This window comes from Ruegeria sp. CL5 (assembly GCF_056536485.1).
Genome location: NZ_JBQFPS010000020.1, coordinates 1 through 13,506 on the forward strand (window position 1 = coordinate 1; position 13,506 = coordinate 13,506).

At 52.7% G+C, this 13,506-nt stretch carries 11 protein-coding genes; 2 read left to right on the forward strand and 9 right to left on the reverse strand.

The annotated features are described in order from the left end of the window. The 5 genes from ACR0IU_RS21530 to xylF all read right to left on the reverse strand — a co-directional run. A partial coding sequence (locus tag ACR0IU_RS21530) for a transposase (protein ID WP_480717716.1) occupies positions 1 to 179 on the reverse strand: 179 nt, incomplete at its 3' end. Positions 180 to 1,266: 1,087 nt separating this feature from the next. Next, a complete protein-coding gene (xylA, locus tag ACR0IU_RS21535) occupies positions 1,267 to 2,574 on the reverse strand; it encodes a xylose isomerase (RefSeq protein WP_480717689.1) in 1,308 nt (435 codons plus the stop codon). Positions 2,575 to 2,583: 9 nt separating this feature from the next. Then, positions 2,584 to 3,387, reverse strand: a complete 804-nt coding sequence (locus ACR0IU_RS21540) for an ATP-binding cassette domain-containing protein (protein ID WP_480717690.1) — start codon at positions 3,385 to 3,387, stop codon at positions 2,584 to 2,586. Continuing rightward, positions 3,387 to 4,685, reverse strand: a complete 1,299-nt coding sequence (locus tag ACR0IU_RS21545) for a sugar ABC transporter permease (RefSeq protein ID WP_480717691.1) — start codon at positions 4,683 to 4,685, stop codon at positions 3,387 to 3,389. The genes ACR0IU_RS21540 and ACR0IU_RS21545 overlap by 1 nt, the downstream gene beginning before the upstream one ends. Positions 4,686 to 4,748: 63 nt before the next feature. Continuing rightward, positions 4,749 to 5,768, reverse strand: coding sequence for a D-xylose ABC transporter substrate-binding protein (xylF, locus tag ACR0IU_RS21550; protein WP_170512769.1), 1,020 nt, complete (start codon positions 5,766 to 5,768; stop codon positions 4,749 to 4,751). A gap of 151 nt (positions 5,769 to 5,919) precedes the next feature. Here xylF and ACR0IU_RS21555 point away from each other — a divergent pair, with 151 nt between their 5' ends. Further along, a complete protein-coding gene (locus tag ACR0IU_RS21555) occupies positions 5,920 to 7,137 on the forward strand; it encodes an ROK family protein (protein WP_480717692.1) in 1,218 nt (405 codons plus the stop codon). Then, a complete protein-coding gene (locus ACR0IU_RS21560) occupies positions 7,127 to 8,638 on the forward strand; it encodes a CRTAC1 family protein (RefSeq protein WP_480717693.1) in 1,512 nt (503 codons plus the stop codon). The genes ACR0IU_RS21555 and ACR0IU_RS21560 overlap by 11 nt, the downstream gene beginning before the upstream one ends. Here ACR0IU_RS21560 and ACR0IU_RS21565 read toward each other — a convergent pair whose 3' ends face one another. The 4 genes from ACR0IU_RS21565 to ACR0IU_RS21580 all read right to left on the reverse strand — a co-directional run bounded on the left by ACR0IU_RS21565 (position 8,639) and on the right by ACR0IU_RS21580 (position 13,342). Next, positions 8,639 to 9,940 carry a cytochrome-c peroxidase gene (locus ACR0IU_RS21565; RefSeq protein ID WP_480717694.1) on the reverse strand — a complete coding sequence of 434 codons (1,302 nt, stop codon included), beginning with the start codon at positions 9,938 to 9,940 and terminating at the stop codon, positions 8,639 to 8,641. 1 nt (position 9,941) lies between these two features. Next, on the reverse strand, positions 9,942 to 10,889 hold the full coding sequence (locus ACR0IU_RS21570; RefSeq protein ID WP_480717695.1) for an aldose epimerase family protein: 948 nt from the start codon (positions 10,887 to 10,889) through the stop codon (positions 9,942 to 9,944). After that, positions 10,886 to 12,343 carry a xylulokinase gene (gene xylB, locus ACR0IU_RS21575; protein ID WP_480717696.1) on the reverse strand — a complete coding sequence of 486 codons (1,458 nt, stop codon included), beginning with the start codon at positions 12,341 to 12,343 and terminating at the stop codon, positions 10,886 to 10,888. Before xylB ends, ACR0IU_RS21570 begins: the two co-directional genes overlap by 4 nt. Before the next feature lie 219 nt (positions 12,344 to 12,562). Then, complete coding sequence (locus ACR0IU_RS21580) at positions 12,563 to 13,342, reverse strand: MOSC domain-containing protein (RefSeq protein WP_480717697.1); 780 nt, start codon at positions 13,340 to 13,342, stop codon at positions 12,563 to 12,565. Between the last annotated feature and the right edge of the window lie 164 nt (positions 13,343 to 13,506).

Consider the following 13,506-nt stretch of genomic DNA (forward strand, 5'->3'; position numbering starts at 1 on the left):
AACTCATCGGGCAGGTCCCGCCAAAGGGCTCCGGTTCGGGAAATCCAGAAAATCCCATCAAGGACACGGCGGTGATCGGTGGGCTTTCGCCCAATTGGGCCACGTACGGCGTGAATGAAACGCTCAAAGAACGCCCTTTCCTCGTCGGTCATCAGGTCTCGGGCCAAACTGCTCCCAATCGTAGAAACCAGCTTGAATCACGCCAATCGTCCGATGTGAATCCCTTTTGTCAACATGAACTAAGATAGTTAAACTAGGCGGACCTAAAGCTCTGGATGGTATTTGAGCATTTCTTGGCATCCTGTCCGACGGAACTCAGTTCGGCGGCACAACCGTTGGGTGGATGCTACGACGGATCTATCGTCAGTGTGAAACTCCGCACTCACCTTCCCTAAAGAATCGTCTAAAAGGGCAAAATCGAATAGAATCAATTCGATGATAAAACTTTAGCAAACACATGGAATGAGGCAGACTATGCTGGTTCCGGTTCCTTCAGAAGCTAAGGTTATGGTCTGCTTTTTCCTTCTTGCCGTAACTACTTGATCGAATAGCAGGCAAGAGTCTTAGTAGGAATTTCAATTTTCTATCCAGTTTCATCCAAAACTCAATAGTTGTGTTGAGTAACAAGGCAGATGCCGTGTCTCCCCAAGGAACAAACACGTGACTGGCGGGTGTTTTAGCGGGCAGCTAGTCAAAACCGTCAATTTTCCAAGCGATTTCCAGGGCTCGGAACGTCACTGATATTTGGCTTAATCGACCTCCAAAACCTCTACAAATCGGCAAATCGCCTCACTCATCTCTGACCTAGACGTCAAACATTTTAGACCCCATCCGCGTCCGCCACTTGGCAGATCAGGAGGAACGGGCGCCTTTGGCGTCTGATCTGCAAATCAGCCCTGATTTTTTCTAATGGGAAGTCATGGTCAATGAAATCGCTCTAGGTGATGGTTGAAGGAAGTGAGGCGAAAATGGCAAGATTCTATCGCCGGTGGCAGAACTATGTGTCGCCTTACGAGGTGTGGAACGTCACCGATATTTGACTCAATCGACGGCCAAATACTCATTAAATCGGTCAAGCACGTCATTCATTTCTGACCTAAACGTCAAGCATTTGTGACCCCAAAAGAATTGCGGCCGCTTGACCAGATCAAAGAAAGGTTTTGTCTTTATGGACGGGTTATAAACAAGACCTCCCTTAGTGTCCTCAGCACCAAGGGCGGCTTGGCGTGACTTTTGACAACAGTGGAAAACACCCAAGTTTGGCAGTTAGACAAATCTGTTCAAATAATTCTCTAGTATTTCCTGGCGTCCAGATTGCGGCTCTGGGTTTATTCCTTCATCTAAAACGCGCGCGGAAATTTCATCCAGGCTACTGCCCAACATGGCATCCGCTTTTGGAGACTTCCAACCGGAATACCGTTGCGAAAGCGCGTTTTCCAAACCCCCATCTTCAATCATTGCAGCCGCTGCTTTCAAACCGCGTGCGCATATGTCCATTCCGCCGATATGAGCCGCCACCAGATCGACAGCGTCAATCGATTGCCGGCGAATTTTGGCGTCGAAATTTGTGCCGCCGGTGGTAAAACCACCAGCCTTCAGGATGTAATAGTAAGCTAGGGCAACTTCCGGTGTATTGTTCGGGAACTGGTCTGTATCCCATCCAGATTGGTAGTCGTTGCGGTTCATATCAATCGAACCCAGCATCCCCTCAGTAGTCGCAACCGCAATTTCATGCTCAAAGCTATGCCCGGCAAGGATCGCGTGGCCCTGCTCGATATTCAGCTTCACTTCTTTCTCCAAACCGTACTTCCTAAGAAATCCAATGCAAGTAGCTGCGTCATAGTCGTATTGGTGCTTGGAAGGCTCCTGAGGTTTCGGCTCCACAAGAATAGTGCCTTTGAACCCGATCTTGTGTTTGTACTCTACGACCATGTTCAGAAAACGGCCCATGTGGTCCAATTCAGTTTTCAGGTCCGTGTTCAGAAGGGTTTCGTAGCCCTCACGACCACCCCACAGAACATAGTTTTCACCGCCTAGTTTGTGAGTTGCATCCATGCAGGATTTCACTGTCGCTGCAGCGAACGCAAAAACGTCGGGATCAGGATTGGTACTGGCGCCAGACATCCAGCGACGATGACTGAACATATTGGCCGTACCCCAAAGCAGTTTGGTGTAAGAAACTTGCATCTTTTCACCGATGTAATCGGTGATTTCTTCCAATGTGCGCAGGTTATCAGCAAAATTTCCCTGTTCGGGCCGGATATCAGCGTCGTGCCAACAAAAGAATGGCTGCCCCAAAAGCTCAAACAATTCGAATGCAATATCTGCCTTCTGGCGGGCCCGGCCCATATCGACCTGAGGATACCATGGGCGTTCGAACGTAGGTCCACCAAAGGGGTCTCCGCCCTCCCACGCGAATGAATGCCACCAGGCCACAGCAAATCGTAGATGGTCTTCCATGCGCTTTCCCATGACAATCTCGTCCGGATTATAATGGCGGAATGCCAGCGGGTTGTCGCTGTCCGCGCCTTCAAACCGTATCTTTTCGATCCCTTCAAAAAATCCACTTGGCATTTCTGCCCCCTACTCTGCTTTTTGTGCTGGCTGTTTGCCGAGAATGATCATCGACAAAAGATCGTCGTCAGTGACGTCTGCGATATCGACCGCCCCGACCAGTTTCCCGTTCTTCATGACCGAGGCACGGTCACACAGCTCCATAACGGCATGCACATCGTGGTCGATCAGAAATATCCCGATGCCTTGTGCCTTCAGTTGGTGAATCAGATCCGCCACCATCTGCGTTTCATGTGGCCCAAGTGCCGCTGTCGGCTCGTCCATGATCAGAATACGGGCGTTGAAATAGACGGCCCGAGCGATCGCCACAGACTGTCTTTGGCCACCCGACAAGGCGGAGACCGGATCATTGAACTTCTGAAAGTTCGGATTGAGCTGCGCCATTATCTTTCGGCACTCGGCCTCCATGGCTGCGTCGTTGACCAAACCAAAAGGCGTCGTCATCTCGCGCCCAAGGAACAGGTTCGATGTCGCGTCCAGATTGTCGGCCAAGGCGAGCGTTTGATAGATGGTCTCAATATTATTCGCCCGGGCATCACGGGGATTGCCAATCTCGACTGGCTTGCCATCAATCAGAATCTCACCGTGATCCATCTGATAGGCGCCGGACAATACCTTGATCAACGTGGACTTTCCCGCGCCATTGTGGCCAAGCAGGCCAACGACTTCACCCGGATAGAGATCGACCGACACATGGTCGACGGCCTTGATCCCACCGAAGGAAATCGAGATGTCGCGCATCTCGACCAATGGCGGCGCGCCTGAACCGCGCCCAGTGCCGGAAAGATTTTTCTGAGTATCCTGAGCTTGCATCACTTGGCCCCCAGTCGCTTGCGGTAAACGATGTCGATATAGACGGCCAACACGAGGACGCTGCCGACGACGATGTTCTGAAACGGGGCGTCCACGCCAACCATTGCCATGCCCGATTGCAGCGCCTGCATGATCAATGCGCCAAGGATCGCGCCGTATATGGTACCGATGCCACCAGACAATGCGGTTCCTCCGATCACTGCAGCGGCGATGACGCGCAGCTCATCCAGTGTGCCAATGTCGTTTGAGTGATTTGCAAGGCGTGCCGAGGCGACCACAGCAGAAACGGCGCACAGGAAGCCCATAAGCGCAAAAATCTTCACGGTCAGCAGCCGTGTATTGATGCCAGAAAGCTCTGCCGCATCCGGGTTTCCGCCAGTGGCAAAGATGTACCGACCAAACCGGGTTTTTCGTGCCACAATCGTCAGGGTAACCGCTACGATGATCAGTATGAGGACAGAAAACGGTATGCCGTATCCTACAACCAGCCCTTCTGGCATTGTCTCGCCGCGCGCTTCGAACATACGTTGCAGCCGGCGCGTCGGAATGGCGTAGCTGTTTACGATGTAAACGTACCCAAGGATAGCAATTGCGACTATCCCGGCCAGAGTGGCCTCGGCCCAAACAGGTTTTACCGGGAAACCATGTGACGCTTTTGCGCGGCGACCACTCCACAACGCCCAGATAGCGATCGCAGTAGCGAACAGTCCAAACAGCCAGCTTGTCGTTGTTCCCAAAGTTCCGTTAGTCCCGCCAAACATCAGGAACGTGCTATCCAGAGGGCCAATCGTCTGGCCGCTGGTCAAATACCACGCCACGTTTCTCCAAACCAGGAATCCACCAAGGGTGACGATGAAGGCTGGTATCGTCAGATAACCGACCATCCAGCCGTGAAATGCACCAACCAGCGTGCCGACAAATAGCCCGACGACAATAGTGATCGCCCAAGTTGCCGGGTTGTTCAAACCCATCCCAAGGACTTGAGGCAAAAGCTCGGTTTGCGTCATCGCCATCACGGCCGAGGTTGTTGCCAGCAGTGCACCAACCGACAAGTCGATGTGCCGCGTGACGATAATAAATACCATCCCGCATGCCATAATGGCGACCGAAACCGTCTGGATAGACAGGTTGAACAGGTTACGAGGCGTCAGGAAGCGCCCATCTGTGAAGATGTTGAACCCGATGCACAGGATGACAAACGCGCCGATCATTCCCAAAAGTCGCATATCCAGTTCCAGTTGCTGGAACAGGCTGGGTTTCGCTTTTTCAGGTACCGGCTGAGACGAAGTTTCGGTCATTTCCGATCTTTCATATTCAGCATTTGCCCCAGGCCCGGACTAAAGGGCCCAGGGCTGAGTGGTTTAGTTACAAGGCGCAGGTCCGTTTTCAACGCCCTGGCACAGATCTTCCAATGGGATCCACCCAGCGTCCACGACAACGGACAGGTTGTCCTTGGTGATCGGAACAGGCGCTAGGAAAACCGAGTTCATCTCGGTGCCACCTGGTGAAGTCCAACTAACTGCGCCCTCGACATCAGCAGGACTTGTGCCGCCGCTGAGCGCAACCGCGATTTCGCCCGCCGCCTTACCAAGCTCACGCGCGTCTTTCCAAACAGAAACGGTCTGAGTCCCCAGCGCAACGCGGTTCAACGCTGCGTGATCGCCATCCTGACCGGATACCGGAATCCCTTCCATACCCTGAGCAGTTAGGGCCGCAACTACCCCGCCTGCAGTACCGTCATTTGATGCAACAACCGCATCCACGTTGTTCTCATTCGCGGTCAGGATCTGTTCCATGTTTCGCTGCGCGTTCGCCGGCAACCAGCCATCCGTATAGGCCTCACCAACGATTACGATGTCACCGCTGTCAACGGCTGCGCCGATGATCTCTTGCTGACCACCCCGCAGGAAGTCCGCATTTGGATCCGTGGGAGAGCCTTTGATCATGACATAATTGCCCTTCGGCATGGCCTCAAATACAGCGCGGGCCTGCATTCTGCCGACTTCCACGTTGTCGAAGGTCAGATAAAATGCTCGGTCGTCCTCGATCAGACGGTCATAGGCAATCACAGGAATACCTTCGTCTGCCGCGGCCTGAACCGCTGGACCAATGGCCTGTGCGTCCTGCGCTAGGATGATAAGCGCGTCTACACCTTGGGCAATCAGGCTTTCGATGTCCGACAACTGCTTTGCGGAAGACGATTGCGCGTCAGCCGAAATGTACTCGGCGCCCCCAGCTTCAAGCGCCGATTTGATGGCCGCCTCGTCCGTTTTCCAACGCTCTTCCTGAAAGTTCGACCAGCTTACGCCGACCACTGGCTCTGCGAATGCGGTCGAAGCCAACAAAGTGGCCACAGCCGAAAAGCTGAGAATTTTTTTCATGATTTCCTCCCATTTGCCGAGCCATCGCACTTCGATTCGCGGCTCTCACAAATTTCAATACCATATTTATTTCAGCCGGTAAAATATTTACTCTACAAGAGGCGTTAAAATTCAAATAGATTGGACCAACGGCAAGATTCGCGAGGACAAGATGCTGAAAAGCAAAGCCTCTCCGGTTTCTTTAGAACAAAGAAACGCAACCCGATTGCGGGTATTGGAGCACATCAGAGCCAAGGGATCCGTCTCGCGGATCGATATTGCATCCGCCTTGCAAACCAGCCCTGCGACTGTCACCGCCGCCACGGCTGATCTCATCTCGGCCGGGTTGGTCAAAGAGACTGAAAGCCAAGCACAGTCGATGTCGGGGAAGAGAGGCAGACCCAGAGTATTGCTGCAACTGGACGGCCAGATGCACCTTGTGGCCGGCCTCAAGGTGGCTCGGCAAGTAATCTCAGTTATCTTGGTCGACTTTGAAGGTAACGAAGTCGCATCCCATAAATATGCTCTGGATCAAGCCAGAATGTCGCCACAAGAATTTGTATCGGCGATCCGCGAAGCTCTTGAAGAAACCTGCAGTCAGATCGACCGTTCCGTCGCTCATTTGGCAGGTGTTTCTATCGGGGTGGCTGGACTGGTCGATGCTAACAAGAATTTTGTCCACTGGTCTTCCTCGATTACTGAGAGAAATATTGATTTCAGCCATTTGCTTTCAAATGAGCTGCCTTGCCCTGCATTCGTTGACAACGACGCCAATCTTGTCGCCAAGGCCGAACAGCTTTTTGGCTTGGGCAAGGGCCTAAAGAACTTCCTCGTCGTTACGATCGAACATGGTGTTGGCCTTGGTATCGTGTTGGACGGTAAACTATACCGTGGAGAACGAGGCTGCGGCGCTGAGTTTGGGCATACCAAGGTTCAACTTGACGGAGCCCTTTGCCAATGCGGTCAACGCGGATGTCTTGAAGCCTATGTGGGCGACTATGCTTTGATCCGCGAGATGACGGTCACCGGTCATACCAACGGCATGGAATCCGTTTCCGACATACATGACCGCTCTAACTCAGGTGACGAAAGAGCATCATCAGTGCTTGCTCGCGCAGGTCAGATGTTTGGCCTCGGGATCTCCAACCTGATCAACTTGTATGACCCAGAATGCATTATCGTCTCAGGGGCACAAATGAGTTTCGAACATCTGTGTTCCAACGAAGTAATGAACCGTATTCGAAATGGGGTCGTGAAGGTCGATGCCCCCTTACCCGAGATCAAAGTTCATCATTGGGGCGACATGATGTGGGCAAAAGGAGCCGCAGCATATGGGATCGAGCAGATCTCAATCCTCAAGGTTAAGGAGCTTTCTGCGAATGCGTCCTGAGCTTGCGATACTTTTGGCTTTTGCCTCTGTTGCGAACGCGAACACTGACGTTCCTAAGTTTTCAATCGTGGATGTGCCGAAACATATCTATGATGGCGGCTGGGAGCATTTTGTTGGCGGAGGCGTCGCCGTTTTTGATTGCAATGGGGATACCCTGCCAGAGCTCTTCTTAGCAGGCGGATCCAATAGCTCTCAACTGTTCATAAACACTTCGAGAGAACAGATATCATTTAAGATAGAAACACCAGAAAGCTTGTCGCTGAAAGGCGTGACCGGGGCTTATCCTCTCGACGTTGATGGTGACGGCATAATGGAACTGGCGATTTTGCGTGTTGGCCCAGACCTGCTTCTTCGGGGCCATCCCGACTGCCAATTCAGCCCTTTCACTGAATTCGGGTTTCAGTCGGAAGACCACTGGACCACAGGGTTCTCGGCAACATGGGAAAGCGGGCAAACTTTACCGACCTTGGCGTTTGGCACCTATGTTGATCGGTTTGATCCCGAAGGTCCTTTTGAATCCTGCGGACCAACCCTTTTGTACCGCCCAGAAGGCGACTTGTATCACGAGCCACTGCATCTTGAGCCCGGCTACTGCTCACTTTCTATTTTGTTTTCGGACTGGGCCCGAACTGGCCGCGCTGATCTTCGCGTCAGCAACGACCGTCACTACTATGTTCGCGGCGGTCACGAGCAGTTATGGGCGATGGAACCTGAGCCTCGGCAATACTCGGAAGACGACGGCTGGCTTCCATTTTCGATCTGGGGAATGGGGATCGCCTCTCGCGACCTTACAGGAGACGGTTTTCCTGAAGTTTATCTGACCTCGATGGGTGACCAGAAACTCCAGATTTTTGACCCAGTGACAAACGGCCCGACCTGGCGCGATGCAACTTACGAAAAGGGTACGACCGCTCATCGGCCGCATAACGGTGGAGACGGAAGGCCATCCACCGGGTGGCACTCACAGTTTGGCGACGTCAACAACGACGGCCGGGACGATATATTCGTGGCCAAGGGAAACGTAGAACAGATGCCCGATGCGGCTCTGAACGACCCCAATAACCTACTACTACAGAACTCCGACGGTCAGTTTATTGAAGCTGCAGCAGATGCAGGCGCTGCCTCGATGGCTAAGTCTCGTGGCGCGGCGCTTGCTGACCTGAACAACGATGGGAAGCTGGATCTGGTGGTCGTCAACCGAGGTTCTGAGCTCGAAGTCAGCCAGAACACTTCTCAGGGTGGCAACTGGCTATTGCTGGATGTCACTCAGGATCAAACCAATCACGCAGCAATTGGTGGATTTATTGAAGTCAAAACCTCGCTGGGTGTTCAGACCCGCGAGCTAACAATCGGCGGCGGTCACGCTGGTGGTATCGCTGGGTTTCAGCATTTTGGGCTTGGGAGTGAGGACCAGGTGCAGGTTCGTATGATCTGGCCGGATGGATCGAAAGGCGAGTGGTTGGACTATCCGCCCAACCAAATCATACGTCTTCACCGCTGATTACTTTTCAACCGGTAACCCGCTTGGAACTTGGTCGGGCACACCTAGCCGCTCTGCCGGGTCTTCAAGGCTTGCCAGAAATCTGAGAAGAGCGTCGATTTCCTGATCCGTTAGGTTAACACTCGATAAGCTGTTGCTTTGGGCAATCGCCTCCACGTGCTGATTGTCCGACATTGCCCTTTGATCTTTGGAGCCCTGGAAGTCCGGCAATGCGGCCAACTCGATCGAGTAGTTTATTAACGACGAAACCGCGTCCAGATGATGCCGCACGATGTCCTCAAGTTCGGCAAAAGCTCCGTTATGTCCGTACGGAGCTGTCAATGTCACATTGCGCAAAGATGGCGTGCGGAAAGCAAACGCGTCGTCGGGATCACCGGTCACGCGAAGACGCCCGTCGTCCCTGACATGGTTTTCAAATCGCGCCGCCTTTCCCGGGCCGATCTGCGGCATTGCAATCGAATGAAACTCGTGATCGGTCTGGAACCAGCCCGAGTGGCAATTGCTGCATCCGGCTTTTCCATAAAACAAGCCCATCCCAATCTCGGCTTCTTCTGAAAGTGCGGCCTCACCTCGCATTGCGCGATCAAACAGGCTGTCATCTGCACGCCACTCGAATGCGATAAAGTCCGCGATTACGTTGGCAATTGCCGTGAACGTAATTCCATCATCCGGTGCTAAGTCCTCAAACCTCTGCTCGTACTCTGGAATGGCTGCAACACGTTCTGCAATCAGATCCCACGCACCGCCTTTCTGTGTTAGAAATCCGAGGCGAACCGCTTTGCTCACGTCATTCTCAGAATAGTGACCCGCCATTTCGTCTGGCGACAAAACCGGGAACATGGCCTGTGCGGCCAGCGCTGAATTGAAACCAGACCGCATATGAGTACCCAACGGGGTTCTGATACCATCAGGTTGCGTTGGGTCTGCCTCTAGTCGCCCATCGTGGAAAAACGTCGTGAACTCAGTGGCTCCGAGGTTCCAAAGCCCTGGTGAGTTTCGAGGAATACGTTGTTCCGGGGTGTTCTCTGGGTCCAATGTCCGCTCTGGACCCAACCCAATTCCCCCTTCCCCGATACCAAGGGAAACACCGTCGGACGTGCCAAGCCTGGGATGATGACAGGTCGCGCAGCTGATATTCTTGTTGCCAGACAAGATCGGGTCATAAAACAGCAAACGCCCCAGCTCAGCACTTGCAAAGTCGGGTTCGAGGAACTCCGGCAAAGGGCCAAGCGATTGGGCACCCGCGCCACCCACCACAGAGATTGCTAATCCGAAAGCCAAGAATAGCGAAACTGCTCTCATGTCATTCCTCAGAAACTTCTAGATTAAGTTCCTGCCGGTACGGATTCTCCGGAGTATAGATGATTGAAGGAAACGACGAGGTATTCGGTGCGTTGGGATAACCCGATGGCTCGAAACACACTCCACGCGAAGCGCGAAGCGGTTTTGTCATCTCATAGCCCGAATAGACCTGTGCTCCGGGTTGGTCTGAGTAGACGGTCAACGCAAGGCCAGAGAGTGAAGTGATTTCCGCCACCGGAGTTTTTGGGTCGCGATCATGATCAAAACAGAAATAGTGATCGATCCCTTCCGAAACACTGCCAATCGTATTGGCCGTTGAAAAGTTCAACCCGTTTTCGTTGGTCGCAAGCACTCTGCCCGACGGAACACCCTGATCGTCGATTTCCAGATACCAATTTGAAGCGAGTTTCAGCTTATGTTCGTCTATGCCTCCTGCAGCACCCAAAGTGTAGTAGTTATGCTGCGCAATGCTAATCGGCGTCGGCCGATCAGGCTGTGCAGATATTGAATAGACCAAGCGTTGACCCTGTAGGCAGATCCTGACCTCGAAGCTGATCTCCCCTGGAAAGCCGCCCTCCCCGTCGCGAGAAACATAGCTCAGAAAGACTTCATTCTGTGCAATCTGTTTGAGGTCCCAAAACTGCTTAGACAGCCCATCGTCGCCGCCATGTAGGGTGTTTTTTCCCTCGTTGGCGTTCAGTTCAAAACTAGCGCCCTCCAAGTCAAACTTCGCGCCGCTGATCCGGTTGGCAACACGCCCTACAATTGCGCCCAGGTAACGCGTATCGGTGAGATACGCAGTTGGATCGTCAAACCCAAGGATGAGCCGCACGTCCTTGTACCACCAACCCTGCGTGATCGCCCCATAGTTTAAAACCGAAACGCGCATATTCCCATCGGTAAGAATAGCTGTTTCAATCTGATAGGGCTTACCCGTTTCTAGCTTCATCTTAATGCCAGCGGCGCAAGCGCCTGATAGAATTGCCTATATCTCCGGTATTCGTTTTCGTAGGCATCAATCAGGTCGCCTCGTGGTTCAATGCGTTCCCGAATTTCCGGCGGCGTCATAACTTGCGCCGGTTCAGCGCCGTTGACAGCACATATCGCGAGTCGCGCAGCGCCCAAAGCGGCACCGAATTCGCTGCCTTTTGGCAATTCCAGTCGAACTTGCAAAACAGTAGCTAAGGTTTCCAGCCAGAACTGAGATCGTGCACCTCCCCCTACTGCCATAAGGCTATTTGGCTGGGTTCCGGTGCTCTTCAGTGCTTCCAGGCAATCTCTCATTCCAAAAGAAACACCCTCCATTACAGACTGGGTCAACTCAGCGGGCTCCGACGAGATGTCCACACCCAATAACGCGCCACGAATATGGCTATTGTTATGCGGCGTCCGTTCTCCTGACAGATATGGCAGAAACGTGATCGCAGAAGGTCCGTTCAATTTTCCCGGCATAGATGCAGCGAGTTTCTCCACAGGTTCACCCAAATTGCGAGAAAGCCAATTCATGCTGTTCGTTGCTGACAACATGACGCCCATTTGTATCCATCGATCCGGGACTGCGTGGCAAAAGCAGTGCACGGCGGTTTCCGGATCCGGAGCATAGGCTTTCCGCGCAACGAGCAACACACCAGACGTCCCAAGAGAGACAAACCCGGTGCCGTCGTTGATGCTCCCTATACCGCAGGCAGCGGCAGCATTGTCGCCGGCACCACCAGCCACGACAACCGGATTCGAAAGCCCCCAATCCTGTCTCAAACGGACCTTCAACTCTCCACCCCGATCACTGCCCTCAACCAAGCTCGGCATCTGCTCGGCGCGCATGTGACCTATGGCTAGTGCCTTTTCTGACCACTGCCGAGTGTCAACGTCCAGCCAGGATGTTCCTGCGCTGTCAGACATGTCCGAAACATATTCGCCAGTCAGCCAAAACCGCAAATAATCTTTCGGCAGCAATACCTTGCCCACCTTTGAGAATACATCCGGCTCATTCGCGCGCAACCATTCGAGTTTCGGCGCCGTAAACCCCGGGAACACGATGTTTCCCGATATTGCGCGCATCTCTGGTGTTTGATCTAGTGTCCGCGCTTCGTCGGCTGACCGAGTATCGTTCCAAAGAATACAGGGTCTCAATATTTCGCCATCATGATCCAGTAGTGTGGCGCCGTGCATGTGTCCGCTTAGGCCAATACCTCGCAATTTTGAGAATGCTTCAGGGTTGCCGACGCGAAGCTTCCCAACAACCTCTTCGCAAGCGTTGATCCAATCCAAAGGATCCTGCTCAGACCAGCCAGGCTTGGGCGTCGAAGTGGAAATGCTGACTTCGGCATCCCCGACAACGTGTCCTGTGTCATCTACCAGAATCCCGCGAAGACCTGACGTTCCCAAATCCAAGCCCATATACATTGAGCACCACCTGCCTAAATATTTTAATGACTAAAATTTATTGAAACAGAGATCTTGTCAAGGCTCCGTCAAAGGAGTGCCCTCGAATCGTATCTGGATCAGAAAGCACGAACGCGGTGTCCTTCGATACCCCGGATAGCCGAAAGAAAGACTGAGCAAATCGTCAGACCGAACATGGCGCAAAACTCTTAGGAAAGCCACTTTGGCAAGAGGCAAGGGCTAAGCGAGTATTTCCCCAGTTTGACCGACAGCTAGCGTTCCACCATTAACCACTTCGACATAGACGCCCATATCCATATGGCCCATCAATTTCCGAATAAGGTAGGGTATTTTCAAGTCGCGCTCGGCCGTTTTCGGGTTCACTTCAGTTGCTGCACACCTTTTTGTACGTGAGAGTATCTTCAACTCGACATCGCCAAATCTTAAAACTGATCCAACTGCATCCAGCTCAGCAAACGAAGGTAATCCGTCTATCTCAATATTCGCTCGGAAGCGCGCCGGGTGGATTTCTGCGTTCAGTTGTTCGCCCAACTTTTTCACAGAGGCCAGATTCAAAACGGATATCGCGTTCATCATTTGCGATGATACGACAGATACATCTGTAAACCTATGAGGAGTAGAAGAGACAAACTTTGGCAGCTCTGGATCTTTTAAATCGATCTCTGAAGAAAGAAACTCTGCCGCCTTCTCACGATCTTCAGACTCTCGCATATCAAAGCGTCGTATCTTTCCATTCGCATTGATCTCAAGTGCCTGGGACTCAATCTCAAAATCGGTCTGAATGCCTGCCAGCGCAGCCTCGTTCAACAAAACGACAAAACGATCTTTCGGCAGTGGCCTCGGGTTCTGCATGTCGAAACCGGAGTTGTAGCGAGCAAATCCGAACAGGCGATCGCCCGGAATGCCATCTCCTGCTCGCAGCGTCACAGTGCGCATAGGCTCAGAACTCAAGCCTTTTATAGGGTAGCGGTTCAATCGGACGATGGAGAGATTGCTCATACGTCTGCACCTGACCAAAAAGAGTTAAGCACGGTCCCGAATTGTCCGCGCTGTTTGACGCTATCTCGAATTCTCAAAGGTATCGACCAAATAATAATTGAGCGCTTCAGAAGCGGGTTAGCTGAACCTGTTGGCTACATGACGGCTGCGCCCATTTAAGTCGA

Coding starts and splice junctions, on each gene's coding strand:
- xylA (WP_480717689.1), bottom strand. CDS start 2,574: ATGCCAAGTGGATTTTTTGAAGGGATCGAAAAGATACGGTTTGAAGGC.
- ACR0IU_RS21540 (WP_480717690.1), bottom strand. CDS start 3,387: ATGCAAGCTCAGGATACTCAGAAAAATCTTTCCGGCACTGGGCGCGGT.
- ACR0IU_RS21545 (WP_480717691.1), bottom strand. CDS start 4,685: ATGACCGAAACTTCGTCTCAGCCGGTACCTGAAAAAGCGAAACCCAGC.
- xylF (WP_170512769.1), bottom strand. CDS start 5,768: ATGAAAAAAATTCTCAGCTTTTCGGCTGTGGCCACTTTGTTGGCTTCG.
- ACR0IU_RS21555 (WP_480717692.1), top strand. CDS start 5,920: ATGCTGAAAAGCAAAGCCTCTCCGGTTTCTTTAGAACAAAGAAACGCA.
- ACR0IU_RS21560 (WP_480717693.1), top strand. CDS start 7,127: ATGCGTCCTGAGCTTGCGATACTTTTGGCTTTTGCCTCTGTTGCGAAC.
- ACR0IU_RS21565 (WP_480717694.1), bottom strand. CDS start 9,940: ATGAGAGCAGTTTCGCTATTCTTGGCTTTCGGATTAGCAATCTCTGTG.
- ACR0IU_RS21570 (WP_480717695.1), bottom strand. CDS start 10,889: ATGAAGCTAGAAACGGGTAAGCCCTATCAGATTGAAACAGCTATTCTT.
- xylB (WP_480717696.1), bottom strand. CDS start 12,343: ATGTATATGGGCTTGGATTTGGGAACGTCAGGTCTTCGCGGGATTCTG.
- ACR0IU_RS21580 (WP_480717697.1), bottom strand. CDS start 13,342: ATGAGCAATCTCTCCATCGTCCGATTGAACCGCTACCCTATAAAAGGC.